The 24,555-nt window shown below is 72.7% G+C and carries 25 protein-coding genes; 13 read left to right on the top strand and 12 right to left on the bottom strand.

Features of this window, described 5'->3' with window-relative positions; genetic code table 11:
- Positions 1 to 79 precede the first annotated feature (79 nt).
- Positions 80 to 382: a DUF2530 domain-containing protein gene (locus tag ACIA8F_RS34020; protein ID WP_399384684.1), complete on the bottom strand. Its 303-nt coding sequence runs from the start codon at positions 380 to 382 to the stop codon at positions 80 to 82.
- Between the two features lie 136 nt (positions 383 to 518).
- On the opposite strand from ACIA8F_RS34020, the gene ACIA8F_RS34025 reads away from it, so the two are divergent.
- Positions 519 to 1,925 (top strand): NCS2 family permease, encoded by a 1,407-nt coding sequence (locus ACIA8F_RS34025; protein ID WP_399384686.1) that lies wholly within the window; start codon positions 519 to 521, stop codon positions 1,923 to 1,925.
- 52 nt (positions 1,926 to 1,977) lie between these two features.
- On the opposite strand, the gene ACIA8F_RS34030 is transcribed toward ACIA8F_RS34025, so the two are convergent.
- Complete coding sequence (locus ACIA8F_RS34030; RefSeq protein WP_030156886.1) at positions 1,978 to 2,160, bottom strand: hypothetical protein; 183 nt, start codon at positions 2,158 to 2,160, stop codon at positions 1,978 to 1,980.
- Between the two features lie 119 nt (positions 2,161 to 2,279).
- On the opposite strand from ACIA8F_RS34030, the gene ACIA8F_RS34035 reads away from it, so the two are divergent.
- From ACIA8F_RS34035 to thpR, 3 genes are all read left to right on the top strand, one after another.
- Positions 2,280 to 2,717, top strand: coding sequence for a MarR family winged helix-turn-helix transcriptional regulator (locus tag ACIA8F_RS34035; RefSeq protein WP_399384688.1), 438 nt, complete (start codon positions 2,280 to 2,282; stop codon positions 2,715 to 2,717).
- A gap of 24 nt (positions 2,718 to 2,741) precedes the next feature.
- Positions 2,742 to 4,091, top strand: coding sequence for an MFS transporter (locus ACIA8F_RS34040; RefSeq protein WP_399384690.1), 1,350 nt, complete (start codon positions 2,742 to 2,744; stop codon positions 4,089 to 4,091).
- A gap of 154 nt (positions 4,092 to 4,245) precedes the next feature.
- A complete protein-coding gene (gene thpR / locus ACIA8F_RS34045) occupies positions 4,246 to 4,836 on the top strand; it encodes an RNA 2',3'-cyclic phosphodiesterase (RefSeq protein WP_399384691.1) in 591 nt (196 codons plus the stop codon).
- A 133-nt stretch (positions 4,837 to 4,969) separates the two neighbouring features.
- On the opposite strand, the gene ACIA8F_RS34050 is transcribed toward thpR, so the two are convergent.
- Positions 4,970 to 5,959, bottom strand: a complete 990-nt coding sequence (locus ACIA8F_RS34050) for an aldo/keto reductase (protein WP_399384693.1) — start codon at positions 5,957 to 5,959, stop codon at positions 4,970 to 4,972.
- A 59-nt stretch (positions 5,960 to 6,018) separates the two neighbouring features.
- Positions 6,019 to 6,711 (bottom strand): GDSL-type esterase/lipase family protein, encoded by a 693-nt coding sequence (locus ACIA8F_RS34055; protein ID WP_399384694.1) that lies wholly within the window; start codon positions 6,709 to 6,711, stop codon positions 6,019 to 6,021.
- A gap of 76 nt (positions 6,712 to 6,787) precedes the next feature.
- Here ACIA8F_RS34055 and ACIA8F_RS34060 point away from each other — a divergent pair, with 76 nt between their 5' ends.
- Entirely contained in the window at positions 6,788 to 7,801 is a 1,014-nt protein-coding gene (locus ACIA8F_RS34060; RefSeq protein ID WP_399384695.1) for a WD40 repeat domain-containing protein, read from the top strand.
- Positions 7,802 to 8,303: 502 nt separating this feature from the next.
- Here ACIA8F_RS34060 and ACIA8F_RS34065 read toward each other — a convergent pair.
- From ACIA8F_RS34065 to ACIA8F_RS34085, 5 genes are all read right to left on the bottom strand, one after another.
- On the bottom strand, positions 8,304 to 9,803 hold the full coding sequence (locus tag ACIA8F_RS34065) for an SPFH domain-containing protein (RefSeq protein ID WP_399384697.1): 1,500 nt from the start codon (positions 9,801 to 9,803) through the stop codon (positions 8,304 to 8,306).
- 111 nt (positions 9,804 to 9,914) lie between these two features.
- The gene (locus tag ACIA8F_RS34070; RefSeq protein ID WP_399384698.1) at positions 9,915 to 10,136 is read right to left on the bottom strand and encodes a hypothetical protein; all 222 of its coding nucleotides are present in this window, start codon (positions 10,134 to 10,136) and stop codon (positions 9,915 to 9,917) included.
- A gap of 17 nt (positions 10,137 to 10,153) precedes the next feature.
- Positions 10,154 to 11,494, bottom strand: coding sequence for a nitrate/sulfonate/bicarbonate ABC transporter ATP-binding protein (locus ACIA8F_RS34075; protein ID WP_399384700.1), 1,341 nt, complete (start codon positions 11,492 to 11,494; stop codon positions 10,154 to 10,156).
- A gap of 79 nt (positions 11,495 to 11,573) precedes the next feature.
- Positions 11,574 to 13,316, bottom strand: a complete 1,743-nt coding sequence (locus tag ACIA8F_RS34080; protein WP_399384701.1) for an ABC transporter permease — start codon at positions 13,314 to 13,316, stop codon at positions 11,574 to 11,576.
- A gap of 148 nt (positions 13,317 to 13,464) precedes the next feature.
- Positions 13,465 to 14,373, bottom strand: coding sequence for a DUF3027 domain-containing protein (locus tag ACIA8F_RS34085; protein WP_399384703.1), 909 nt, complete (start codon positions 14,371 to 14,373; stop codon positions 13,465 to 13,467).
- A 415-nt stretch (positions 14,374 to 14,788) separates the two neighbouring features.
- Here ACIA8F_RS34085 and ACIA8F_RS34090 point away from each other — a divergent pair, with 415 nt between their 5' ends.
- From ACIA8F_RS34090 to ACIA8F_RS34105, 4 genes are all read left to right on the top strand, one after another.
- Positions 14,789 to 16,093: an MFS transporter gene (locus ACIA8F_RS34090; protein ID WP_399384774.1), complete on the top strand. Its 1,305-nt coding sequence runs from the start codon at positions 14,789 to 14,791 to the stop codon at positions 16,091 to 16,093.
- A gap of 209 nt (positions 16,094 to 16,302) precedes the next feature.
- Positions 16,303 to 16,788, top strand: coding sequence for a DUF2771 domain-containing protein (locus ACIA8F_RS34095; protein WP_399384704.1), 486 nt, complete (start codon positions 16,303 to 16,305; stop codon positions 16,786 to 16,788).
- Between the two features lie 13 nt (positions 16,789 to 16,801).
- Complete coding sequence (locus tag ACIA8F_RS34100) at positions 16,802 to 17,554, top strand: futalosine hydrolase (protein WP_399384705.1); 753 nt, start codon at positions 16,802 to 16,804, stop codon at positions 17,552 to 17,554.
- Positions 17,551 to 18,411: a 1,4-dihydroxy-6-naphthoate synthase gene (locus tag ACIA8F_RS34105; RefSeq protein WP_399384706.1), complete on the top strand. Its 861-nt coding sequence runs from the start codon at positions 17,551 to 17,553 to the stop codon at positions 18,409 to 18,411. Before ACIA8F_RS34100 ends, ACIA8F_RS34105 begins: the two co-directional genes overlap by 4 nt.
- Positions 18,412 to 18,467: 56 nt before the next feature.
- On the opposite strand, the gene ACIA8F_RS34110 is transcribed toward ACIA8F_RS34105, so the two are convergent.
- On the bottom strand, positions 18,468 to 18,851 hold the full coding sequence (locus tag ACIA8F_RS34110; RefSeq protein WP_399384708.1) for a cold-shock protein: 384 nt from the start codon (positions 18,849 to 18,851) through the stop codon (positions 18,468 to 18,470).
- Between the two features lie 144 nt (positions 18,852 to 18,995).
- Here ACIA8F_RS34110 and ACIA8F_RS34115 point away from each other — a divergent pair, with 144 nt between their 5' ends.
- On the top strand, positions 18,996 to 19,277 hold the full coding sequence (locus ACIA8F_RS34115; RefSeq protein WP_399384710.1) for a hypothetical protein: 282 nt from the start codon (positions 18,996 to 18,998) through the stop codon (positions 19,275 to 19,277).
- Between the two features lie 21 nt (positions 19,278 to 19,298).
- Here ACIA8F_RS34115 and ACIA8F_RS34120 read toward each other — a convergent pair whose 3' ends face one another.
- Positions 19,299 to 19,928 (bottom strand): HAD family hydrolase, encoded by a 630-nt coding sequence (locus tag ACIA8F_RS34120; protein ID WP_399384711.1) that lies wholly within the window; start codon positions 19,926 to 19,928, stop codon positions 19,299 to 19,301.
- 80 nt (positions 19,929 to 20,008) lie between these two features.
- Between ACIA8F_RS34120 and ACIA8F_RS34125 the strand changes: the two genes are divergently transcribed.
- Genes ACIA8F_RS34125 through ACIA8F_RS34135 form a run of 3 tightly spaced genes read left to right on the top strand, consistent with a single transcriptional unit; the run spans position 20,009 to position 22,925 of the window.
- Positions 20,009 to 21,070 (top strand): FecCD family ABC transporter permease, encoded by a 1,062-nt coding sequence (locus tag ACIA8F_RS34125; protein ID WP_399384713.1) that lies wholly within the window; start codon positions 20,009 to 20,011, stop codon positions 21,068 to 21,070.
- Positions 21,067 to 22,128, top strand: coding sequence for a FecCD family ABC transporter permease (locus ACIA8F_RS34130; protein ID WP_399384714.1), 1,062 nt, complete (start codon positions 21,067 to 21,069; stop codon positions 22,126 to 22,128). The genes ACIA8F_RS34125 and ACIA8F_RS34130 overlap by 4 nt, the downstream gene beginning before the upstream one ends.
- Entirely contained in the window at positions 22,125 to 22,925 is an 801-nt protein-coding gene (locus tag ACIA8F_RS34135; protein ID WP_399384716.1) for an ABC transporter ATP-binding protein, read from the top strand. The genes ACIA8F_RS34130 and ACIA8F_RS34135 overlap by 4 nt, the downstream gene beginning before the upstream one ends.
- A gap of 666 nt (positions 22,926 to 23,591) precedes the next feature.
- Here ACIA8F_RS34135 and ACIA8F_RS34140 read toward each other — a convergent pair.
- Positions 23,592 to 24,533 carry a hypothetical protein gene (locus tag ACIA8F_RS34140; RefSeq protein WP_399384717.1) on the bottom strand — a complete coding sequence of 314 codons (942 nt, stop codon included), beginning with the start codon at positions 24,531 to 24,533 and terminating at the stop codon, positions 23,592 to 23,594.
- Positions 24,534 to 24,555 lie beyond the last annotated feature (22 nt).

Here is a 24,555-nt window from a genome sequence, read left to right on the forward strand (position 1 = left end):
AAGTCCGAAGATCCGACTTCTGGATGAGCCGGATCCTCCTCGGGTAGCCCCTCACGCACCGCCCGAGCCGGAAGGCGGGCTAGCCCGCCTGGGGAGCGGGGCCGCCCGCCGGGGTGTCCTCGTTCCGGGCGGCCAGCTCGGCCGCGTGCCGCTTCAGCGCCGCATCGCGGCCGCGGACGTACCAGAGGCCGATCAGGCCGAGGACCCCGCCGACGGCGCAGGTCCAGACCCACCACAGCATGCCCCGGTCCGCGAACCACCCGTAGAAGGGGAGCTGGAAGAGGAAGAGGGCGAACCAGATGATCGTGCCACCGGTCACGGTGCCGACGATCGGACCCTCAAGGGGCTCGGGGGCCTCGTGCGTCGCAGTCCATTTCGCCATGGAGACCAGTCTAGGCCGGTCGGCGGAGGGTCTACGCGCGGAGATAGACGCCCTCTCGTTCATGTGTTCATACTGAAACGGTTTGGGCTTGGCCCGTTTTCGTCGTATGAAACCACCACTGAGGACCAGGACCCCCATGAGCACGACGGCCCCTGTGGACCGCTACTTCAAGATCTCCGAGCGCGGCTCGACCATCGGCCGCGAGGTCCGCGGCGGCTTCGCCACCTTCTTCGCGATGGCCTACATCATCGTGCTGAACCCGATCATCCTGGGCAGCGCGAAGGACATGTACGGGCACCAGCTCGACGGCGGCCAGCTGGTCACCGCCACCGTGCTGACCGCGGCCTTCACCACCCTGCTGATGGGCGTGATCGGCAACGTCCCGATCGCGCTCGCCGCCGGGCTCGGCGTCAACACCGTCGTCGCCCTCCAGCTCGCCCCGCGCATGAGCTGGCCCGACGCCATGGGCATGGTGGTCCTGGCCGGCTTCGTCGTGATGCTGCTGGTCGCCACCGGCCTGCGCGAGCGGGTCATGAACGCCGTCCCGCTCGGCCTGCGCAAGGGCATCGCGATCGGCATCGGCCTGTTCATCCTGCTGATCGGCCTGGTCGACTCGGGCTTCGTCACCCGCATGCCCGACCTCGCGCACACCACGGTCCCGATCCAGCTCGGCAGCAACGGCCACCTGCACGGCTGGCCCGTACTGATCTTCGTGGTCGGCGTCCTGCTGACGCTGACGCTGATCATCCGCAAGACCCCCGGCGCGATCCTGATCTCCATCGTGGCCATGACCGTCGCCGCCCTGGTGATCCAGCTGGTCACCAAGCTCCCGGACGCCGCCTGGGGCCTGACCGTCCCGCAGTGGCCGGGCAACCCGGTGGCCGCGCCCGACTTCGGGCTCATCGGTCAGGTCAGCCTGTTCGGCGGCTTCGGCAAGGTCGGGATGCTGACCGGCATCCTGTTCGTCTTCACCGTGCTGCTGTCCTGCTTCTTCGACGCCATGGGCACCATCCTCGGCGTCGGCGACGAGGCGAAGCTGACGAAGCCGGACGGCTCCTTCCCCGGCATCAACCGGGTGCTGTTCGTCGACGGCCTGGCCGTCGCCGCGGGCGGCGCCTCCTCCTCCTCGGCCACCACCTGCTTCGTGGAGTCCACGGCGGGCGTCGGCGAGGGGGCCAGGACGGGCCTGGCGAACATCGTGACGGGCGGCCTGTTCACGGTGTCCCTGTTCCTCACGCCGCTCGCCACGATGGTCCCCTCGCAGGCGGCCACGCCCGCTCTGATCGCGGTCGGCTTCCTGATCATGGCCGGCTCGGTCAGGGACATCGACTGGAACGACTTCACCATCGCCGTCCCGGCCTTCCTGGCCATGGTGATGATGCCGTTCACGTACTCGATCACCAACGGCATCGGCATCGGCTTCGTGGCCTTCTCCGTACTGCGGCTGGCGACCGGCCGGGGCCGCGAGGTCCCGGTGGCCATGTACGTCGTGTCCGCGGTCTTCGTCTTCTACTACGCGATGCCGGCCCTGGGCCTCACGTAAGGCGGCGTCGCGTAAAGCAGTCCCGCGCAGGGCGGCCCCGCACAGGGCGGCCTCACGTGAGGCCGTAGAACTTCTCCGTCTCGTCGACGGCCGCCTTGAAGCGCTCGTCGAAATCGTCGCGAATGAGCGTCCGGACCACATAGTCCTGGACGCTCATTCCGCGTTTGGCGGCATGAGTCCGGAGCCTGTCGAGGAGCTCCCCGTCTATGCGCATGCTCAGCACATGTGTCCCCATGCCGAAAGGGTCGGGGCACAGGGCATGGACGCGTGTCACTTTCCGGAGCCGACTCACCCGTACGAGTGACACCAGTTAAGTGGTGTTCCTTAGGCAGAGTAATGAGTTACTCTAAATACATGCATGACCTTTCCCATGGTGACGACGCAGCCGCCGTGAACGACCTCCGCTCCGCCGTCATGCGGCTGGGCCGGCGCCTCAAGCACCAGCGCGTCGACGAATCGCTGAGCCCGACCGAGATGTCGGTGCTCGGCACCCTCGCCCGCTGCGGCCACGCCACCCCCGGTGAGCTGGCCCGGCGCGAGCACGTGCAGCCGCCGTCCATGACGCGCATCGTCGCGTTGCTGGAAGCCAAGGGACTGGTCACGCTGGAACCGCACCCCGACGACCGCCGCCAGAAGGTGGTCCGCCAGACGGAGGAGGCCGAAGCGATGCTCGAAGAGAGCCGTCGCAAGCGCAACGCCTTCCTCGCCGGGCTCGTGGCCGGGCTGACCGAGGACGAATGGGCCAAGCTCCGCGAGGCCGCGCCCGTCCTGGACAAGCTCGCGCACCTATAGGAACGACGCCAGGAGGCGAACCTTTTGAGTACGGGACCCGGAGCAGACTCCGCCCCCGGCCACACATCCACCACTACGCGCGCGCCGGGCACCACAGAGAACACGAAGACCTCGATGTTCGGCTCGCTGAAGATCCGCAACTACCGGCTCTTCGCCACGGGCCAGGCCGTCTCGAACACCGGCACCTGGATGCAGCGCATCGCCCAGGACTGGCTGGTCCTGTCGCTCACCGGATCCGCCTCCGCGGTCGGCATCACCATCGCGCTGCAGTTCCTGCCGATGATGCTGTTCGGGCTCTACGGCGGCGTCCTCGCCGACCGGCTCCCCAAGCGGCCGCTGCTGCTCTTCACCCAGGCGGCGATGGGCCTCACCGGCCTCGCCCTCGGTGTCCTGACCCTCGCCGGCCACGTCAACGTCTGGCACGTCTACCTCGCCGCCTTCCTCCTCGGCCTGGTCACCGTCGTGGACAACCCGGCCCGCCAGACCTTCGTCTCCGAGATGGTCGGCAAGGACCAGGTCGCCAACGCGGTCAGCCTGAACTCCGCCAACTTCCAGTCCGCACGGCTGGTCGGCCCGGCCATCGCCGGTGTCCTCATCACCGCCGTCGGCTCCGGATGGGCCTTCCTGCTCAACGGCCTGTCCTTCGCGGCCCCGATCGCGGCCCTGCTGCTGATGCGGACCCGTGAACTGCACCAGGTCGAGGTCCAGCCCCGCGCCAAGGGCCAGCTCCGGGAAGGCCTGCGGTACGTCGCCGGGCGGCCCGAGCTGATCTGGCCGATCGTGCTCGTCGGATTCATCGGCACCTTCGGCTTCAACTTCCCGATCTGGCTGTCCGCCTTCGTCAGCAAGGTCTTCCACGGCGACGCGGGCACCTACGGACTCTTCAACACCCTGATCGCGGCGGGCTCCCTGGCGGGCGCCCTGCTGGCGGCCCGCCGGGGCCTCTCCCGCCTGCGGCTGCTGGTCGCGGCGGCGGTGCTCTTCTCCGTCCTCCTGCTGGTGACGGCCTTCGCACCGAGCTTCTGGCTGTTCGCGGCGCTGCTCGTGCCCATCGGCGTCTTCGGACTGACGGTGAACGTCACCGCCAACTCGAGCGTCCAGATGGCCACCGACCCCGAGATGCGGGGCCGGGTGATGGCCCTGTTCATGATGGTCTTCACCGGCGGCACCCCGATCGGTGCCCCGCTGGTCGGCTGGGTCACGGACACCTACGGCGCACGGATCGGCATGGCCGCGGGCGGAGCGGTCTCCCTGGCCGCCGCGCTCGCCATCGGCCTGGTCCTCTCCCGCATCGGCAACCTCCGCCTCAGCGTGAGCCGCCACGGCGTGACGTTCGTCCCGTCGGAACGTCGCCAGCTGGTCACGGCGGCCTGAGCCCCGGCGGGGCTGGAAGATCCAGCCCCGCCGGAGTTCACGTGCAGGCCGGCGCCGGCACAATCCAGCCCCTCCGGCGTTCGAGGAGCAGGGGTCCGGGGACTGGTCCCCGGCAACGGCGCCGCACGGCTGCCACCTGGCTAGGCTCGGCACCATGAGACTGTTCGCAGCCGTCATCCCGCCCGAGGCGGCCCTCTCGGAACTGGCCGGGGCCGTACGCGGCCTCGAGGACGACCGGCTGCGCTGGACCGCGGAAGCCGGCCGGCACTTCACCCTCGCCTTCATGGGCGAGGTCCGCGACGAGGTCCTCCCCGAACTCCACACCCGTCTGGCCCGCGCCGCCGCGCACACCGCACCCTTCCCGCTCCGGATCCACGGCTCCGGCCACTTCGGCCACCGCACCCTGTGGGCCGGCGCCGCCGGGGACCTCGACGCCCTGCGCATGCTCGCCGAGCGGGCCGACGCCGCCGCGCGGCGTTCCGGGGTGCCCATGGACCAGCACCACCGCTACACCCCGCACCTCACCCTCGGCCGGCTCCGCGACGAGGGCGACGACGTCCGCCCCTACTGCGCGGCCCTGGCCCCCTTCGAGGGCAGCGCCTGGCAGGTCGGCGAGCTCAGCCTGGTCCGCAGCAACCTGCCCGTCTCCGGCGTCCCCGGCGAGCAGCCCCGCTACGAGGTCGTCGGCTCCTGGGAACTGGGAGAGCCCGCCCCTCCGTCGGAAGGGCGGGCCCGGTCGCGTTAGGCTCGACGGGTGGATCCCAAGACCAGAAACCGCGTCATGGCCGGTGTGCTCGTACTGATGTTCGTCGTGGTGGCGGTGGCCGCGGTCGTAGGCCAGTAGCCCCGGCCCGCCACCCGCCACCCCCGCCCGGCGCCTACCAGGCGAACGCCTCCGGGGCCGGACCCGGACCCGGGAAGACCTCGTCCAGTCCCGCCAGCACCTCCGGCGACAGCTCCAGCTCCACCGCCCGCAGCGCGGACGCGAGCTGCTCCGGCGTACGCGGCCCCACGATCGGGCCGGTGACCCCGGGACGCGTCAGCAGCCAGGCCAGGGCGACCTCGCCGGGCTCCAGTCCGTGCTTGTCCAGCAGGTCCTCGTACGCCTGCACCTGCGCCCGTACGGAACTGTTCGCCAGCGCGTCCGCCGAGCGGCCGGTCGCCGTGCGCCCGGACTCCGACGCCTTGCGGATGGCCCCGCCCAGCAGCCCGCCGTGCAGCGGGGACCACGGGATGACCCCGAGCCCGTACGCCTCGGCCGCCGGGATGATCTCCAGCTCCGCCCGCCGCTCGGCGAGGTTGTAGAGGCACTGCTCGCTGACCAGACCGAGCCGCCCCGAGCGCGCCGCGGCCTCGTTGGCCTGGGCGATCTTCCAGCCGGGGAAGTTCGAGGAGCCCGCGTACAGGATCTTGCCCTGCTGGATCAGGACCTCGACGGCCTGCCAGATCTCCTCGAAGGGAGTCAGCCGGTCCACGTGATGGAACTGGTAGATGTCGATGTAGTCGGTGTTCAGGCGCTTGAGGCTGGCGTCGACGGCCCGCCGGATGTTCAGCGCCGACAGGCGGTCGTAGTTGGGCCACGGGTCGCCCTCCGCGGCCATGCTCCCGTAGACCTTGGTGGCGAGGACCGTCTTCTCCCGACGGCCGCCGCCCTGGCCGAACCAGGTACCGATGATCTCCTCGGTACGGCCCTTGTTCTCGCCCCACCCGTACACGTTGGCCGTGTCGAAGTAGTTGATGCCGGCGTCGAGCGCCGTGTCCATGAGGGCGTGGCTCTCCGGCTCTCCCGTCTGGGGGCCGAAGTTCATGGTGCCGAGGACAAGTCGGCTGACCTTGAGACCGGTGCGTCCGAGCTGCGTGTACTCCATGGGCCACTAGCCAACTGCCTGGAGTGCACTCGAAGCAAGACCCGCCCGTGGCGGGCGTGTTACGTGTCCCGGCGCGGGCGGTACGGGCCGCCCAGGTCCCAGGCCTGGTGGAGGACCGCCGCGAACTCCCCCGCGAGGCGGTGCTCGCCGGAGGCGTTGGGGTGCGTGCCGTCGTAGGTGTCCCGGTCGATCTCGTACGCCTGCGGGCGCGCGGCCAGCAGGATCGGCGAGGCGGGGGTCGACAGATCGGCCACGGCCTTGGCGAGGAGCTCGTTGAACAGCTCGACCTGCCGCGCGAAGGGCTCGTCGTCCCGGGCCCTGATGTTCGGTATGACGGGCAGCAGGACCATCCGGATCCCCGGCCGGGCGGCCCGGGCCCCCGCGATGAAGGCGCGGACGTTGGCGGCGGTGCCCTCGGCGGCGGTGTAGAAGCCCAGGTCGATCAGGCCGAGGGAGACCAGCAGCACGTCGGCCCCGGCGGCGCCGGCGGCCGGGCCGACGAGCGGGGCCATGTGCTGCCAGCCCTCGCCCCAGCCGGCCAGGTGGCGGCGCGCCCCGGCGGGGAAGGACGGATCGGCGTACGAGTCGCTCGTCGGGCCGTCCGTGCGGGCGTCGTAGAGACCGCTGCGGGGGCCGACGATCTCGTACGGGCCGCCGAAGGTGGTGTCGAGGTGCTGCCACATGCGGTAGCGCCAGGTGTAGTCGCCGGCGCGTCCGATGGTCATGGAATCCCCGACGAACATGAAACGCATCCGGTCATCTTCGCGGATCACCGGGCCGCGGCCCCTGTGATGCCGGACACGCGGGGCGGGCTGGCAGGGTAGGGGGATGCGCCCGCACCTGCTGCCCCTGACCGCCGCCGCCGCGGCCGGTGTTCTCGCCCTGCTGCCCTCGGCCGCGGCCGCCTCCGGGCCCGCGTCCGGGCCCGCCTCCGGGTTCACGATCACCGACCCGCGGATCAAGGAGTCGAGCGGGCTCGCGGCCAGCCGGATCCACCCCGGCGTCTACTGGACGCACAACGACAGCGACGACGGCCCCTACGTGTACGCCGTGGACTCCGCGACCGGCAAGACCGTCGCACGGATCACCCTGACCGGCATCGGCAAGCCCCGGGACATCGAGGGGATCTCACTGGGCCCGGACGGGCGGCTGTACGTCGGCGACATCGGCGACAACCTCGGCGGCTCCTGGGACCACGTGTGGATCTACCGCTTCCCCGAACCGAAGACCCTCGGCGACGCCACCCTCAAGGCCGAGCAGTTCACCGTGAAGTACGCCGACGGACCGCGGAACGCGGAAGCGCTGATGGTGCACCCGGTGACGGGGCGGGTGTACATCGCGAGCAAGGACGAAAAGGCCGGCGGGCTCTACGAGGGCCCGGAGTCGCTGTCCACCTCCGGTACGAACACCTTCCGGCGGATCGGGGACGTCCCGTGGGTCACCGACGGGGCGTTCTCCCCGGACGGGGGGCGGCTCGCGCTGCGGGGTTACTTGTGGGCGAAGACGTACCCGTGGAAGGACGGGCGGCCTTCCGGGGACGGGGAGGCGGTGGCCGCGCCGTGGCAGGGACAGGCGGAGTCCGTGACGTACTCGGCGGACGGATCGACGCTGCTGTTCGGGGCGGAGGGAGCCAACAGCCGGGTCGTCGCCGTTCCGGTGGCCCCGGACGCGAAGCCCTCGGCGTCCGCCTCCGGGGCGGCTGCTCCGGCTCCGGCTCCGTCCCCCGGGGCTCCCGCCACGCCCTCCGGCGGGAGCTTCACGAAGGGCGCGCTCGTCCTGGTCGCGGCCCTGGCCCTCACCCTGGCCGCGAAACGCCTCCTCCGCCGCCGCCCCCGTCCCTGACCCTCCGGCCCCGGCTCCCCGGCCACCGGCCGGCCCGGCTGCGGATGGACCGCTGCGCGAAGCTGACGCCCGTCTGCGCATGGGCCGCTGCGCGGGACAAGGTCCCCGCAGCCCCCTTGCCCGCTGCGCGGGGCGAAGTCCCCTACCCGCCCTTCGCCCGTTCCCCGGGGCTGTGCCCCGGACCCCCTGGGGCTCCGCCCCAGACCCCGCTCCTCAAACGCCGGAGGGGCTGGATTTGGCCGGGCTCGGCCCACGCGTGAACGCCGGAGGGCTGGATATGGCCGGGCTCGGCCCGCACGTGAACGCCGGAGGGGCTGGATATGGCCGGGCTCGGCCCGCGCGTGGATGGCGGACGTCGGCCAAGATCCAGCCCCTCCGGCGTTTGAGGAGCGGGGGTGCGGGGGCTGGCCCCCGCAACGGCGCCGCGCGTCACGGACCACGCCGGCCGCATCCAGCCCCTCCGGCGTTCGAGGAGCTGGTCCCCGGGGCGGCGCCGGGCTGTTCAGGCTCCCTGGATCGGGATCTGGTGGGACTCCGACGGGGTGGAGCCGTTCACCGGGGTGGCGGGCGGGGTCGGCTGGGACATCGTCGACAGGAGTTGGCGGGCCAGGCCCAGGCCCGTGCCGCCCATCGTCAGGGCCTTCGCGAACATCTCCGACATGCCCTCCGCACCGTTCAGGAGGATCATGTGCTCGACGTTGCCGAAGGCACCCGCGCCCGCTTCCACGATCGCCGGCCAGTTCTCGGCGAGCTGCTGCGCGACCACCGCCTCCTGGTTCTCCGCGAGCGCGGCGGCCCGCGCCTTGATGGCCGTCGCCTCCGCGAGGCCCTTCGCCTTGGCGGCCTCCGCCAGTGCGAGCCCGTTCGCCTGGGCCGACGCCGCCTCCGCGAGGCCCTTGGCCTGGGTCGCCGCCGCCTCCGCCTCGCCGGTCGCGCGGGTGGCGGTCGCAGCCGCCAGGCCCCGCGCCTCCGTGGCCTTCGCGTCGGCCGAGGCCGCCGTCGTGACGCGGGTGGCCTCGGCCGCGGCCGCCAGTTCGGTCTCCTTCGCCTTGGCCTGCGCCGCCGAGATGCGTGCGTCGCGGTCCGCCTCGGCCCGGGTCCGGGTCTCGTACGCCGCCGCGTCCGCGGGCTTGCGCACGTCCGCCTGGAGCTGCTGCTCGCGCCGGTGCGCCTCCAGTTCGGCCACCCGGGTCTCCTGGACCACGACCTCCTGGCGCGCGGCCGCCTCCGAGAGCGGGCCCGCCTGCCGGGCGGTCGCGGCGGCCTTGTCCCGCTCGGCCTGGTAGCCGGCCTGGAGGATCTCGCTGTCCCGGGTGGCCTCCGACATCCGCGCGAAGGCGGCCTGTTCGGCCTCGGTCGCCAGCAGGTTGGCGGCGGCCTGGGCGATCCGAGCGTCCCGCTGGACGGCGGCCGCGTGCGGCATGGCCAGGTTCTTGATGTAGCCCGTCGGGTCCTCGATCTCGTGGATCTGGAGGGAGTCCACGATCAGGCCGAGCTTCTCCATCTCCGTCCCGCACGCCGCCCGGGTCTGCCCGGTCAGCTTCTCGCGGTCGCGGATCATGTCCTCGACCGTCAGCCCGCCCACGATGGACCGCAGGTGGCCGGCGAAGACGATGTGCACCCGCTCGGGCATCATCTTCTGCTGGTCCAGGAAGCGGCGGGCCGCGTTGGCGATGGACACGAAGTCGTCGCCGATCTTGAAGATGACCACGCCCTTGACCCGGAGCGGAATGCCCTGGTGGGTGACGCAGTCCACGTTCAGCTGGGTCTCGTTGAGGTCCAGCGACAGCTTCCGCACGGCCTGCACGCCGGGCAGCACCAGCGTTCCGCGGCCGGTGACGATCCGGAAGCCCATGCCCTCCGCGATGCCCTCGGTCTTGTGCGCGGAGCCCGAGATGACCAGGGCCTCATTGGGCTCGGCCACCCGCCACATGAGCTTGAACAGGCCGATCGCGGCCGCGATCGCACCCACGACAATCCCTGCCAGTACGCCGACAGACATCGGCAACTCCCCCTCGTACGCGGTGGCGTTCACCACCGAAGAAGGCGAGTGTGCGCCCGCGTCAGGGCGGCGTGAAGACGGCGGCCGAATCTTGTCGCCATCTTGATACGGTCAGCCGTCCCCGTACGCGGCCATCACGTAGACCGTCCGCGGCGGCAGGTACTCGACCACCGTGATCACCGTCCCGACCGCCAGCCGGCCCGTCCCCGGTGCCGGGTGCGCGAGGAAGTGCTCGGCTCCGCCCCGGATGCGCACGATGACCTCGCCGACCAGCCCCGGCCCGACCGTTCCGGTGACCCGGCCGTCCAGTCCCACCATGTCCGATTCCCCCATGCACCGAGCGTACGGGGCTACCCCCGGCCGGGGTCCTCGTCGAGCCGGTATTCCTCGCCGTCGGCGTGGTAGCCGTACAGCTCCCCGTAGCGGCCCCAGTCCGTGGCCGTCTCCAGCTGCTGTTCCACCTGCTCGCTCGTGTAGTGGTGCGAGAGCAGGTCGCGGAAGAAGCCGGCCCGCTGGGTGCCGCCCCGCGAGCGCTCCAGGGTGGTGTGGATCAGGTGGACCAGCGGGACCTCCATGGCCCCCTCGGCGAACAGTTCCTTCGACTCCTGTACGTCGGCCCCCGCGAAGGCGGTGCCGCGGGCGGTCAGCACCAGGTGCAGGTCCCGTACCTCGGCCAGGCCGAGCAGTTCCAGCCCGTCCACCTGGGGCAGTACGTCGTCCACCTCCAGGCCCAGTTCCTCGGCGAGGTCGGCCAGGTCCACGCTGCCGTCGCCGGTGCCCCGCTGGAGCACGATCTCGGCGAGTCCCGCCATCCCGTCGACGCTGGCCGCCGGGAGCGGGGTGTTGGCCGGGGTGCGCTTGGCCGGCGGGGCGGTGGGCGTGCTGGCGGTGGTCTGGGCGGTGCGGCCGGTCATCACCGCGTACACGGCGTCCACGATCCGCTCGAAGTCGGCGCCGGACCGGTCCCGGGGGCGGGCCAGGTCCACGGCGAAGGTCTCCTTGATGGTTCCGTAGGGCCGCGATCCCAGCACCACCACCCGGTCGGCCATCAGCACGGCCTCCTCGATGTTGTGCGTGACCAGAACGACCGCCTTGGCGGGGAAGCGGTCGGAGGCCCACAGCTCCATCAGCTCGCCGCGCAGGTTCTCGGCGGTGAGCACGTCCAGGGCGGAGAACGGCTCGTCCATCATCAGCACGTCCGGCTCCACGACCAGCGCCCGGGCGAAGCCGACGCGCTGGCGCATCCCGCCGCTGAGCTCCTTCGGGTAGGCCGACTCGAAGCCGTCCAGGCCGATCAGGTCGATGGCCTCCACCGCCTGCCGGGCCCGGGCCTCGCGGTCCATGCCCTTGGCTTCCAGGCCCAGTTCCACGTTCTGCTGCACCGTCAGCCAGGGCAGCAGCGCGAAGGTCTGGAACACCATCGCCGTGCCCGGGTTGGCTCCGCGCAGCTCCTCGCCCCGGTAGGTGACCGAGCCGGAGCTGGCGGGGATCAGTCCGGCGAGGCAGCGCAGCAGGGTGGACTTGCCGCTGCCGGACTTGCCGAGGAGGGCGACGATCTCGCCCTCGCGGATCTCCAGGTCGATGCCGCCGAGCACGGGCAGTTCCCCGTCGGCGCCCGCGTAGGACTTGGTGAGGGCGGCGGCCCGGAGGATCGTGGTCGCGGACGGGGGCGCGGACGGGGGCGCGGTCATCGGTGCGGGCTCCTCGGGTCGGTCGGGCGGTCGGCGGGCTTCGGCTGCGGGCTTCGGCTGCGGGCTTCGGCAGCGGGCTTCAGAGGGAGTAGCGGCGCTCCGCCAGCCGGTACAGGGGCCGCCAGAACAGCCGGTTGAGGCCGACCACGTACAGGCTCATGACGGCGATCCCGGCGATCAGCTTCGGGAAGTCCCCGGCCTCGGTGGCGTGGAAGATGTACGCGCCCAGGCCGGTCGCGGACAGCGTGGTCCCGGCGAAGGTGACGACCTCGCCGACGATGGAGGCGTTCCAGGCGCCGCCCGAGGCGGTGATGCCGCCGGTGACGTACGAGGGGAACACGGCCGGGACAATCAGGCGCTTCCAGCGCTGGAGCCCGCGGACGCCGAGGTCGTCCATGGCCTCCTTGAGGTCGGAGGGGATGGCCATGGCTCCGGCGATGGCGTTGAAGAGGATGTACCACTGGGCGCCGAGGGCCATCAGCAGGACGCAGCCGATGTTGATGTTCAGCCCGGTCCTGAGGAAGAACCAGACGGCCACCGGGAAGAGCAGGTTGGCGGGGAAGCTCGCCAGGACCTGCACCACGGGCTGGGCGATCTTGGTGAGCCGGGGCGAGGAGCCGATCCACACGCCCACGGGCACCCACACGACGGTGGCGGCGGCGACGAGCACGATCACCCGGACGAAGGTGATCAGCCCGAGCAGCAGCGGCTCCCCGAACACTCCGAGGCCGGTCTCGCGCTGGAGGTAGCGCACCAGGTCGTACAGGCCCCACAGGATGACGGCTCCGGCGACGACGGCGAAGACCACGTCTCCGGTCCGGCGGCGCGCCGGGTCCACGGACAGCGCCATGTCGTCGCGGCCCAGCACCCGGGCGGCCCGGCCGGTGGCGTCGCGGGCGGGGGCGGTGGCGCGGCCGAGGAGGCGGGGCCAGTGGGAGCGGCGCAGGAAGTCCAGGACGTAGCTGCGCTGGACGTCGGTGGACTCCGACTGCTCGTTCTTGTACTTCTCCGCCCAGGCCGTGAGGGGCCGCCAGAAGAGGAAGTTGACGGTGACGATGGTGACGGTCATCGCGAGGATGACCCAGCCGACCTTGCCGAGGTCTCCCTCGCCGATCGCCGTGCCCGCGTACGAGCCGAGGCCGGGGACGGCGTACTGCTGCCCGGAGACGGAGACGGCCTCGGAGGCCACGAGCATGAACCAGCCGCCGGCGAAGCTCATCATGCCGTTCCACACCAGGTCGATGACCCCGGCGGGGACCTCCACCCGCCAGAAGCGGATCCAGCGGGTGAAGCCGAACGAGCGCGACACCTCGTCGAGTTCGCGGGGCAGCGAGGTCAGGGTGGCGTAGAACCCGAAGGTCATGTTCCAGGCCTGCGAGGTGAAGATGGCGAAGACGACGGCGCACTCCAGGCCGAGGAGCGAGCCGGGGAACAGGGCGACGAAGAAGGTGACGAGGACCGAGAGGAAGCCGAGGACGGGGACGGACTGGAGGATGTCCAGGGCCGGGATCAGCACCCGTTCCAGGCGGCGGCTGCGGGCGGCGGCGTAGGCGTAGCCGAAGGTGAAGACGACGGAGGCGATCAGCGCGATGAACATGCGCAGGACGCTGCGGGCGGCGTAGTACGGGAGCTTCGAGGGGTCCGTGTCCACGTCGGGGACGTCGGCGGGGTCGAAGTTGACCGTGGTGCCCTTGCCGACCTGGAGGATCGCGTACCCGAGCACCAGGAAGGCCGCCGCCACGGCGAAGTCCACCCAGGACAGGCGGGTCCGGGTGGGGGGCGCCTGGCCGGTGTGGGTCTCGGGGCGTACGGAGGTCTTCATCCCGCCCAGCGGATCACGCCTGACGGCCCGTCGCGCCCCGAGTCGCCCAACCGGGCGAGACGGGGCCGCGCCGGGGCGGGGCCGCGCCGGGACGGGGTCCGCGCGGGGCGGGGCCGCGCCGGGATGGTGCCCGCGCGGGGCGGGGCCGCTACGAGTGGCCGAGGTCCGCGGCCAGCTCGTCCGCCGTCGGGACCGAGCCCGTGTCGGCGGACGGGCGGAGGGAGAACTCGTCCGAGCCCATCGAGTCCAGGACGGGCGGCGCCGGTCGCGGGGGCTTCGGCATGACCGCGGCTTCCGAGTGGCCGCCGCAGCCGTAGGACAGGGAGACCAGCCGGCCGTCGGCCGGTCCGAACTCGTTCGCGCAGATGCCGAAGGCCTGGCCCAGCGAGCCGCCGATCGCGACGAGGAACCCGCAGGAGACGCAGGAGGCCGGGGCGGCCTGCGCCATCGGGGTCTTCGCGCCGAAGGACTCGTCCCAACGGTCGGCCGCGCTGTGCAGCCCGTAGCGGGAGAGGACCCGCGCGCGGCGCATGCCCAGCTCCTCGGCCACCGAGGTGATGGAGCCGCGTACGGGCACCACCGCGCGGTCGGTGACGTCGGCGTCCTCGGCCTCGACCAGCTCGGCCATCTCGCTGGACACCACCGAGTTCGGCGGCGGGGCGTCCTCGCCCGACCAGCCGGGCTCCAGCCGCAGGTCCTCGGCGTCCGTGGGGAGCAGGTCGCCCGGCCCCATGTCGCCCGGCCGCAGCCGCTCGCTCCACGGCACCCACTCGGGCGCGAGCAGCGCGTCGTCGCCCGGGAGGAGCACAGTTTCGTCGAGGGTGACGTTCTTCGCGCGGGACGCACGCGTCACCGTCACGGCCCAGCGCCAGCCGCGGTAGCCGGGGTCCTTGCACTCGAAGAAGTGCGTGACGACCCGGTCACCTTCCGCGAGGGCGGCAGTGTGCTCGCCCACCACTCCGGGGTAGGCGGCCTCTTCGGCCGCCGCTCGGGCGAGGTCTACCGCCTCGACGCACAGGCGGTCGGGGGTACGGCTTCGCGTCGTCGCAGCACTCACAGGTCTCGTTCTCTCCTACGCCGTCTCACGAGTGCGCCGTCCGTCTTGTCGTCCACAACGACCCGTCGGCTGTCCCTACGTAGCGCGGGCGGAGCGGACCTGGGGGCCGCGTCGACGTCCGCGCCCGATCGGGTTCCAGGGCGCACCTACCTGCGATCCATTCTGCGGGATCGCGAAGAGGCGCGCGGCCAGGAGCAACCGCCGGTGGCGCGCTACGCACGCTACCTCCTCCGGCGCCTCCGGCCCACATGCAAGGTCCGATTCGCGGACACCGGAGGCCAACCCGGGGCCCGGCCGGGTCCCCGCGACGCGCCGGAAGCAGGTTCCGGACGACCAAGTGGGGCACTATGGCCACGTGGCACCCGTACGGTCGTCCGATGACGGCTCGGGACCGGCCAGGCGGGCCGGCCGGGCCATGGGGCGTGCCCTGCACCTGCCGTTCACCGGTACGGCGCGCGGAATCCGGCGGGCCACGCACGCGCACGGCGCGGGTGAATCGGGCCTCGGGAAACTGATCGAGCTGCACGCGATCAACGGCGCCGGTGATGTGATGATCACAGTCGCGCTGGCCTCCACCGTCTTCTTCTCCGTCCCCACGGACGAGGCGCGCGGCCGGGTGGCCCTGTACCTCGCCATCACGATGGCCCCCTTCACCCTGCTGGCCCCGGTGATCGGCCCCCTGCTGGACCGGTTGCCGCACGGACGGCGGGCCGCGATGGCCGGCGCGATGCTCACACGGGCCCTGCTGGCCGTGATGATGTCGGGCGCGGTGGCCACCGGCGGCCTGGAGCTGTACCCGGCCGCCCTCGGCGTCCTCGTCGCCTCCAAGGCCTACGGGGTGGTGCGCAGCGCCGTGGTCCCCCGGCTCCTCCCACCGGGGTTCTCCCTGGTCAAGGCGAACTCCCGGGTGACCCTCGCCGGTCTGCTGGCCACCGGCGCCGCCGCGCCCGTGGGCGCCGCCCTGCACTCGATCGGTCCGCCGTGGCCGCTCTACGGGGCGTGCGCGATCTTCATCTGGGGCGCCTTCGCGGCGTTCACGCTGCCGCACAAGGTCGACGAGGCGAAGGGCGAGCGCCGGGCCCGGCTCTCCACCCACGAGGCGCACTCGAAGCGGCCGGGGCTGCGGACGGTCAGCCGGCCGGTGCTGTGCGGGCTGCTGGCGAACGCGTCGATGCGCGGACTGTCCGGATTCCTGATCTTCTTCCTGGCGTTCCTGCTGCGCGAGCACCCGCTCGCCGGGCAGAGCGCGGCGGTGTCCCTGGGCATCGTCGGCGTCTCGGCGGGCGTCGGCAACGCCTGCGGGACCGCCGTCGGGGCCTGGCTCCGGGCCCGCGCGCCCGAGGCGATCATCGCCGCCGTCCTGTCCCTGACCCTGGCGGTGGCCGTCCTCGCGGCGGTCTTCTTCAGCGGGGTGTTCATGGCCATCCTGGCGGCCGTGGCCGGCTTCTGCCAGGCCCTCGCGAAGCTCTCGCTGGACGCGATGATCCAGCGCGACGTGCCCGAGGCCGTCCGCACGTCGGCCTTCGCCCGTTCGGAGACCCTGCTCCAGGTGGCCTGGGTGCTGGGCGGATCGATCGGCATCGCCCTCCCCCTCAACGGCGTCCTGGGCATGGCCGTCGCCGCCGTGATGGTGGCCCTCGGCACGACGATGGCCCTGCGCGGCTTCCTCACGTCCTCACGGAACCAGCAGCACACGTCCTCACGGCCGCGGGTGGCGTAGGGGACCCCGGGTGTGGGACGGCATCAGCCCGATCCAGCCCCTCCGGCGTTCGAGGAGCGGGGTCCGGGGCGGCGCCCCGGAAAGCCCGGCGCAGCCGGGGGCGCTCCGCGCCACGGCGCCGCACCCGATGCACGCCCCGCCCGCGCAGCACGCCGCACCGTAGGACCCCGTGCAGCAAGGCACGCCACCCGCCCGATAGCCTTCGGCTCATGACCGCACCGCTTTTCTCGGGTAGGGCCCGCCGCAGCGTCGCGGCCCTCGGAGCCGTTTCCGCCGGCCTCCTCCTCCTGTCCGCCTGTGACAAGCCGACGCCGCTGGCGACCGTGACGGTCGGCACCTCGTCGGTGTCCGCCGAAGCCGCCTGCAGCGACGGCAAGGAGCTCACGGCCGACAAGGTCCAGGAGTGCTTCGCCGACCTCAAGCACGCCAAGAACATCGACTACGGCCGCGGCGACACGCTGCGCCTCGGTGTGGAGCCGGACGTCGTCGAGGACGGCAAGAAGTGGCAGGCGGTCCTCGACGGACAGCCGATCACCGAGCCCTCCTCCAACACGTACCGCAGCTTCCCCGGCGCCGACCTGTTCGCCACCGGCGGCCAGGGCGAGGCCCCGGCCTCCAAGAAGCTGAACATCGTCCAGGTCTCCGAGGACGGCAAGCCCCTCGCCGTCTGGGCCTTCAACGTCAAGCTCAAGTAGTCACGTACCCACCATGCGCGCGCTCATCGTGACCGCGGTGACGGCGGAGGCGGACTCCGTCGTCCGAGGCCTGTCCGGTCCGGTCCCTCATCCGGACCACACCCCCGGCCCGGACCACGCCCGCGAAGACGGCCACGGGCCGCGCACCCTCCCCGGCGGTTACCTCATCCACCGCCGGGGAGCCTTCGACGTGCTGGTCGCCGGTGTCGGCCCGGCCGCCGCGGCCGCCGGTACCGCGACCGCGCTGGCGCTCGCGCCCGCCCCCGACGGCTACGGCCTCGTCGTCTCCGCCGGCATCGGCGGCGGGTTCGCGCCCGCCGCCCCGATCGGCTCCCTCGTGGTCGCCGACGCGATCGTCGCCGCCGATCTGGGCGCCGGGACCCCGCAGGGGTTCCTGACCGTCACCGAACTCGGCTTCGGCCGCAGCGTGCACCTGCCTCCCGCAGAGCTCGCCGCGCGCGCCGCCGAGGCGACCGGGGCGCTGCTCGCGCCCGTCCTGACCGTCTCCACCGTCACCGGCACCACCGCCCGTACGGCCGAGCTCGCCGCCCGCCACCCGCTCGCCGGGGCCGAGGCGATGGAGGGGTTCGGGGTCGCGGAGGCCGCCGCCGCCCACGGGCTGCCCGTACTGGAGGTCCGTGCCGTCTCCAACGCCGTGGGCCCGCGGGACCGCGACGCCTGGCGGATCGGCGAGGCGCTGACGGCGCTGGCCGACGGCTTCCGGGCCCTGGGCCCCGTACTCGCTTCCTGGGGAGGACCTTCATGACCGCAGCCGATGCCGCAGCGCCCGTACGGATCGCGTACTCGCCCTGCCCGAACGACACCTTCGTCTTCGACGCCTGGGCCCACGGACGGGTGCCCGGCGCGCCCGCCCTCGACGTCACCTTCGCCGACATCGACATCACCAACGGCATGGCCGAGCGCGGCGAGCTCGACGTGCTGAAGGTGTCCTACGCCGTCCTGCCGTGGGTGCTGGAGGAGTACGCGCTGCTCCCCTGCGGCGGCGCACTGGGCCGCGGCTGCGGACCGCTGGTGCTCACGCGGGAGCCGGGGCTCGACCTGACCGGCAAGACGGTCGCCGTCCCGAGCGAACGCTCCACCGCCTACCTGCTGTTCCGGCTGTGGGCCGCCGACGTGCTGCCCGAAGGGGTCGGCAAGGTGGTCGTCCTCCCCTTCCACGAGATCATGCCCGCCGTGCGCGACGGCCGGGTGGACGCCGGACTGGTCATCCACGAGGCCCGCTTCACCTACCAGGACTACGGACTGCACTGCCTGGCCGACATGGGCGAGCACTGGGAGTCCACGACCGGCCTGCCGATCCCGCTCGGCGCGATCATCGCCAAGCGCTCCCTGGGCGCGGACGCGCTGCGCGCGCTCGCCGAGTCGGCCCGTACCTCGGTCCGGATGGCCTGGGCGGACCCGGAGGCGTCCCGGCCCTACGTCCGGGCGCACGCCCAGGAGCTGGACCCGGCCGTCGCCGACCAGCACATCGGGCTGTACGTCAACGAGTTCACCGCCGATCTCGGCGAAGCCGGCTACGCGGCGGTGCGCGGGCTGCTGACCCGGGCGGCCGCCGAGGGGCTCGTTCCGGCCATCGCCGCCGACGCGCTGGCCTTCCCGTAGGACACGGACGTGCCCCGCGGCCCACGTGGGCGGCGGGGCACGGTCGTGCGCAGAGGTCAGACGTCGAGCTGGTCGGCCACCGCGCGCAGCATGTCGGCGATCTTCCCGCCGTGCGCCTTGTCGGGGTACCGGCCCCGCTCCAGCTGCTGCGTGACGTTCTCCAGCAGGGTCGTGAGGTCCTGCACGATGGACGCGAGTTCGTCCGGCTTGCGCCGCTGCGCGGCCGCGACGGACGGGGCCGGATCCAGGACGATCACCGAAAGTGCCTGGTCACCGCGCTGCCCTGCGACGACACCGAACTCGACGCGCTGGCCGGGCTTGAGCGCGTCCAACCCGTCGGGGAGCACCGACGAGTGGACGAAGACGTCGCCGCCGTCGTCGCGGGAGAGGAAGCCGAAGCCCTTCTCACTGTTGAACCACTTGACCTTGCCGGTAGGCACGTCCGTCCTCTGTCCTTGCGTTCGTCGGGTGGGAAGCGGGCCCTCGGACCCGCACCTCTCAGGCTAGTTGGCCCTCTCCGGGTGACAAGACGTTCCCCGGTCCTTCGCGGGTGACCGCTCCGGCCAGGGAACTACCCTGGTCGGGTGACTGTTACTCCTCAGCCCGGTCCCGGCACAGCTCCCGACGCGGGCCCCGACGCGGCCCGCCCCGGCGACGCGCTCGTCAAGGCCGGCGGCATCGTCTTCATCGCCGGCGCCGTCGCCACGCTCGCCACGATGACCCCGCTCTTCCTCGACGTGGACCCGTTCCCCTCGTACGCATGGGCCGTGTGCATGCTCATGGGCGTCGGCTTCCTGATCTCGGCGGCGGGCGTGCTGCGCTCGGCCGCCGCGCAGCGCACGGCGGCCCGCGCCTCGCAGGCCTAGTACGGCCTGCCCATCGGGCGGCTACGCGGTCCGGGTGCGCTCGTACTCCGCGAGCCAGGCCGGCAGCTCCGTGAGGTCCGCCAGGACCACGTCCGCGCCCGCCTCCCGCAGTTCCGGCTCCGGGCACGGGCCGGTCGGCACCGTCACCGAGAGCGCTCCGGCGGTGCGGGCGCCGCGGACGTCGCCGACGTGGTCGCCGACGTAGACCTGGGCGGCGTACTCGCGCAGGGCGACCGCCTTGGCCTCCGCCCACAGCGAGCCGACGACCGCGTCGGGCTTGATGCCCAGGTGGTCCAGGTGCAGGCGGGCGTTGGGCTCGTGCTTGGCGGTGACCACGATCGCGCGGCCGCCGAGGGCCCGGACCGCTTCGACCGCCTCGCGGGCGCCGGGCATCGCCGGGGTCGGCCCGATGGCGTGTGTGGGATAGATCTCCCGGTAGCGGTCGGCCATGACGGGGATCTCCGCCTCCGGGAACCAGTACGCGAGCTCCTGGTCCAGCGGCGGACCCAGACGCGTGATGGCCTGGTCGGCGTCGATGAACGTGCCCGTCTCGGCCGAAAGCGCCTGGAAGGCCGCCTTGATGCCCGGCCGGGAGTCGATGAGGGTCATGTCGAGGTCGAATCCGACGGTCAGCTGCGTATCAGAGCTCATGCCCCCATTGTGCCGAGAGGGGCTCCACCGACGGGAACGTAGACTGAGGCTTGCCTTACCAGACAGTGAAATTTGGTGACATGTCAGCCCCCGCTCCCGCGGCTCCCGCGCAGCCCGTCCCCGCGGCCCCCGCCGTGGTCCGGCGCGCCCTGACGGCCCGTCGCACCGCATGGACGGCGGCCGGCCTCGCCGCACTGCTGTGCGCGGTGCTCCTCAGCCTCGCCGTCGGCTCCCGCCCCATCGCGCCCGGCGAGGTCTTCGACGCGCTCTTCCGCGGCGCGACCGGACCGAACGCCGAGGTCGTCCGCACCCTGCGCGTACCGCGCACCCTCATAGCCCTGATGGTCGGCGCGGGCCTCGCCCTCGCCGGCACCGCCCTCCAGGGCATCACCCGCAACCCGATCGCCGACCCCGGCATCCTCGGCATCAGCCAGGGAGCCGGGGTCGCGGTCGTCTGCGCCATCGCCTTCGCCGGGGTGCACACCCTCAGCGGCTACGTGTGGTTCGCCTTCGCGGGCGCCGGGATCGCCTCGGTGGCCGTGTACGCCGTCGCCGCCGGCGGCCGCGGCGGAGCGACCCCCGTGAAGCTGGCCCTGGCCGGGGCCGCGATCAACGCCCTGCTGGTGTCGGTCACCATGGGCGTCCTCACGACGAAGGCCTCGGCCCTGGACGAGTTCCGCTTCTGGCAGGTCGGCTCGATCGCCGGGCGCGATGCCGCCGTGGTCCACCAGATCTGGCCCTTCCTCCTGATCGGCGCGGTCCTCGTGGTGTCGGTGGCCCGCGGCCTCGACGCCCTCTCCCTCGGCGAGGACCTCGCGAAGGGACTCGGGCAGAACGTCGCCGCCGTACGCATCGTCGGCGGCCTCGGAGCCACCGTCCTCACCGGCGCCGCAGTCGCGGCCGCCGGACCGATCGCCTTCATCGGGCTGGCCGTCCCCCACCTCGCCCGGGCCCTGGTCGGCAGCGACCACCGGTGGGTACTGCCGATGGCCGCCCTCATCGGCCCCGTGATGCTCCTCGTCGCCGACGTCCTCGGCCGGATCGTCGTACCGCCCGGCGAGGTCCCCGCCGGGGTGATGACCGCCCTGATCGGGGTCCCCTTCCTGATCACCCTCGTGCGCCGCAAGACGGTGGCGGCATGACCGCCGCACCGCGGGTCCTCCCCGCCGGCTACGCCCTCGTCCGCCCCCGCTCCGGCCGCGGCTCCTTCCTCCTGCACCGCCGCGCGGCAGCCGTCGCGCTCGGCCTGACCGCACTCCTCGCAGCGGTCTGCGTCGCGTACCTCTCCCTCGGCGAGTCCTTCGTCTCCCCCGCCGAAGTGGTCAAGGTCCTCCTCGGACAGCCCTCCCCCGACGACCTGGTCGTCGGCACCCTGCGGCTGCCCCGCATGACGGTCGGCCTCCTCGTCGGCCTGGCCTTCGGCGTGGCCGGCGCACTGATCCAGACCGTCGCCCGCAACCCGCTCGCCTCCCCCGACATCATCGGCATCAGCCAGGGCGCGAGCGCCGTCACGGTCGCAGCCCTGACCTTCGGCGTCACCTCGTACACCGTCCTGCCCTACCTCTCGGTGCTCGGCGGAACGGCCGCGGCCGCGCTCGTGTACCTCTTCGCCTGGCGGGGCGGCCTGCACGCCACCCGCTTCGTCCTCATCGGCATCGGCTTCGCCATCGCCCTGCGGTCGGTCACCACCCTCCTCATGACCAAGGGCGACTACCTCGTCGCGCAGCAGGCACAGATCTGGATGACGGGCTCCCTCAACGGCCGCGGCTGGGACGTGGCCACCCCCCTCGCCTGGGTCCTGCTCGCCCTCCTCCCCGGCATCCTGTGGGCGGCCCGCGCCCAGCGCACGGTCTCCCTCGACGACGACACCGCCACCGCCCTCGGCATCCGGCTCGGCCGGATCCGCCTCGGCCTCGTCGCCCTCGGCGTGATCCTCGCCTCCGTGGCCACGGGCGCGGCCGGCCCGGTGGACTTCGTGGCCCTCCTCGCCCCGCAGATCGCCCGCCGGATGACCCGCACCGCCCAGATCCCGCTCCTCTGCTCCGCCCTGACCGGTGCGGTGATCGTCGTCCTCGGCGACCTCCTCGCCCGCAAGCTCCTCTCCCCGACCGAACTCCCGGTGGGCGTCCTGACCGCCGCCGTCGGAGCCCCGTACCTGATCTGGCTGATCATGCGCAGCCGTAGTGGAGGCAAGCCGTGAGCCGCCTGTCCGCGCAGGGCCTGACCCTGGCCTACGAAGACCGGGTCGTCGTCGAGGACCTGGACCTGTCCGTCCCCGACGGCAAGGTCACGGTGATCGTCGGCCCGAACGCCTGCGGCAAATCGACGACCCTGCGCGCCCTGGGCCGCCTCCTGCGCCCCCGCTCGGGATCGGTGGTCCTGGACGGCGAAGCCCTCGCCTCCCTCCCCACCCGGCGGATCGCCCAGACCGTCGGACTGCTCCCCCAGTCCCCCTCCGCCCCCGAGGCGATCACCGTCGCCGACCTCGTCGCGCGCGGACGCCAGCCGCACCAGCACTGGTGGCAGCAGTGGTCGGAGGCGGACGAACGGGCCGTCGCCGACGCGATGGCCCGGACCTCCGTCGCGGACCTCGCGGACCGGCCCGTGGACGCGCTGTCCGGCGGACAGCGGCAGCGGGTCTGGATCGCGATGGCCCTCGCGCAGGACACCGACATCCTGCTCCTGGACGAACCGACGACCTTCCTGGACATCGCCCACCAGGTCGAGGTGCTCGACCTGGTCCGCCGCCTGAACCACGAACGGGGCCGCACCGTCGTCGCCGTCCTCCACGACCTCAACCAGGCCGCGCGGTACGCGGACCACCTCGTGGCGATGAAATCGGGCCGCGTCGTCGCGGAGGGCCCGCCCTCGCAGGTCGTCACCGCCACCCTGGTCCAGGAGGTCTTCGGCCTCACCTCGATCGTCATCCCCGACCCGGTGACAGGCTCCCCCCTGATCGTCCCCACATCCCCGTGGACGCCCCCACCCCCTACCTGACGCACCACTGGCCCACCGCGGCCCGCGCTTCCCGACTCCGCCGCCCCCCTGCACGGTCGACCCTGCGGGGCGAAGTCCCCTACCCGCCCTTCCACCGTTCCCCGGGCGCTGCCCGGACCCCGGCCCTCAAACGCCGGCCGGGCTGGGAAGGGGTCCCGGGCTGCGCCCGGACCCCCTGGGGCTCCGCCCCAGACCCCGCGCCTCAAACGCCGGCGAGGCTGAATTTGGCGCAGCCCCACCGAAAACGGGAAACCAGGCTGCGCCCAAACCCCCGGGGCTCCGCCCCGGACCCCGGTCCTCAAACGCCGGACGGCTGAAAAGACAAACCCCGCCCGGGGCAAGAGACCACCCACCCGGGGTCACCTGGCCGGGACCGAATGTCACCCGGCCGGTGTCGGCAGCTGCGGCAGGGGCGGGGACGGGGGCGGGGTGGGGTGTTGGCCTGGACGTAGAGCGTGATTTGTGGCGCTAAAGGAAGCCACAACTGTCGAACGTAAAGGACAGGGCGCCTAAATCATGCAGTCCAGGCCAACACCCCACCCCGCCCCCGGCACCGACCCCCAGCCGCAGCCAGCCCGCGCCCAGGCCAACCCCAGCCCCGCCGGCGCTTGAGGCGCAGGGGCCCGGGGACAGAGTCCCCGGCAACGGCGCCGCACCCGACGGGCGTCAGCGGCGGCGCGAGCGCCAGAGCAGATACAGCGCCGAGGCAACCGCCGCAGCCCGCGCCAGCCAGGGCAGCAGGTCCTGGAACGTCCCGCTCAGCGCCTCGGACGCCAGCGCCGCACCCCAGCGCCCGTTCAGCCGGCCCCACAGCCACACCACCGCCCCCGCGAACACCACCCCGGGCAGCCCGAAGACCACCCACTTCCGCTCCGCAGGACCCAGCACCCGCGAGGCGTACGCCAGCAGCCAGCCCGCGGCGAGCAGCAGCCAGTAGCCGGAGACGGCCCCCGCCAGCAGCGCCACCGCCGCGAGCAGCAGGAACGCGTACGGCTTCGGCCGCGGCGCAGCCGCCACGGCCACCGCGGCTTCCTCCTTCGCCCGGCGCCGCCGCTCCCGGAGGTAGCCCATGAGCGTGCTCCGGCCCGCCGCAGGCTGCCCGTCGGAGGCGGACGCGGAGCCGGAGTCGGAGTCCGCGTCAGCCTCCGTCGCCGGGGCCTTCAGGAGCTCCGGGATCTCGATCCCGCCCACGAAGCCCTCCACCGTCGACCCCGGCCCGACCGTCCACCAGTCGGGCTCCAGCCGCTCCCCCGCCCCCAGTTCGTCGAGCCCCGCGAGATGCGGCGGCGCCGCCCCCCGCTGCACGGGCACCGCCGACGCAGCAGGGGCGGGGGAGGCGGCGGAGGAGGCGGAAAAGGCATCCGACGGCCCCGACCCGCCCGCCGCGGACCGCGCGTCGAGCACCTCCTCCGGCGTCCCGATCCGCTGCAAGATGCGCCGCACCGCCGCCGGCGTCTCCGGTTCGTACTTCGCCCGGCTCCGGTCGATCTCGTCCCGCAGCCCCGCCACCAGCCGCATCCGGTCCCCCGACGACAGCTGCCTGCGCTGCGCCAAGTCCCCGACCCGGCTGAGATATTCGTAGACCAGATGGTCGCTCTCGATCCCCACGCCCCGGCTCCTCCCGTGCCAC

The organism is Streptomyces sp. NPDC051563 (genome assembly GCF_044454225.1).
Classification (GTDB): Bacteria; Actinomycetota; Actinomycetes; order Streptomycetales; family Streptomycetaceae; genus Streptomyces.